This window comes from Dietzia sp. SLG310A2-38A2, from assembly GCF_014145095.1.
In the GTDB taxonomy this organism is placed as follows: domain Bacteria; phylum Actinomycetota; class Actinomycetes; order Mycobacteriales; family Mycobacteriaceae; genus Dietzia.
Window position 1 is genome coordinate 1 of record NZ_JAALDX010000359.1, and the last position, 1,181, is coordinate 1,181.

At 70.4% G+C, this 1,181-nt stretch carries 1 protein-coding gene and 1 pseudogene; both read right to left on the reverse strand.

Translation table 11 applies throughout. The features are described from left to right. Positions 1–969: Stk1 family PASTA domain-containing Ser/Thr kinase (pknB, locus tag G6027_RS12750; RefSeq protein ID WP_182637505.1), on the reverse strand; the 969-nt coding region annotated here is incomplete at its 3' end. Continuing rightward, positions 966–1,181 (reverse strand): annotated as a pseudogene (locus tag G6027_RS12755) (serine/threonine protein kinase); the annotation flags it as partial. The pseudogene G6027_RS12755 and the gene pknB, both read right to left, overlap by 4 nt.

The window sequence follows — 1,181 nt, forward strand, 5'->3', positions numbered from 1 at the left end:
CGCCTCGGACGGCGGGATCCGGTCGGGGCGGCCCGAGCCGTAGCCCGCCCCGGCGAATCCGTGGGGGGCGTCTGGTCGTTGTCCGTCGTCGAGCTCGTCGTCGGAGAGCACCAGCGGGGCGGCCGGGCGGCCGCCGCTCAGGACGGCGAGCAGGTCGGTGCGCATGTCCCCGGCGGTGTCGTACCGGTTCTCGGGGTTCTTGGCCATCGCCTGCATGACCACGGCGTCGACGTACCGGCCGACCTCCGGGTTGATCCGGGACGGGGGCTGCGGTGACTCGCGGACGTGCTGGTACGCCACCGCGACGGGGGATTCGCCGGTGAACGGAGGGGCTCCGGCGACCATCTCGTACAACACGCAGCCGGCCGAGTACAGGTCCGATCGGGCGTCCACCGTCTCGCCGCGGGCCTGCTCGGGACTGAGGTATTGGGCGGTGCCGAGCACGGAGGAGGTGTTGGTGAGGGTCGAGCTCGCGTCGCTGACCGCGCGCGCGATGCCGAAGTCCATGACCTTGACGGCCCCGTCGCGCGAGATCATGATGTTCGCCGGCTTGACGTCGCGGTGGATGATCCCCTTCTTGTGAGAGAAGTCGAGGGCGCCGCAGACGTCGGCCATCACCCCGAGTGCGCGTTCCACCTCCATCGGGCCATCCATCTTGACGATGTCCCGGATCGTGTCGCCCTCGACGACCTCCATGACGATGTACGGCAGCGCACCGTCCTCGGTGCGTTCCTCGCCGGTGTCGTAGATCGCCACGATGGAGGGATGGTTGAGCGACGCCGAGTTCTGGGCCTCCCGGCGGAAGCGCTGGTAGAAGGTCTCGTCGCGGGCCAACTCGGGCCGCATGATCTTGACCGCCACGTCACGGCCGAGGACCGTGTCCCGCCCCCGGTGGACCTCGGACATCCCGCCGAATCCGAGGACCTCACCGATCTCGTACCGACCCGCCAGCAGGTGAGGTGTGGTCATCCGCCGTCACCTCCCGTGCCGTTGTTCGCGGCTGCCCCCGCGTTCGGGTTCGCGTTGCCACCCGCGTTGCCACCCGCGTTGCCGCCCCCGTCGCCCTGGCCCGGCGGGACGAAGGAGTTGAACTCGGAGGTCAACGAATCGAGCATGTCCTGCAGGTCGGGCGCGGGCGGGATGACGGTCGGGGACGGTGCCGGCTGGGGCGGCGGGGTGGG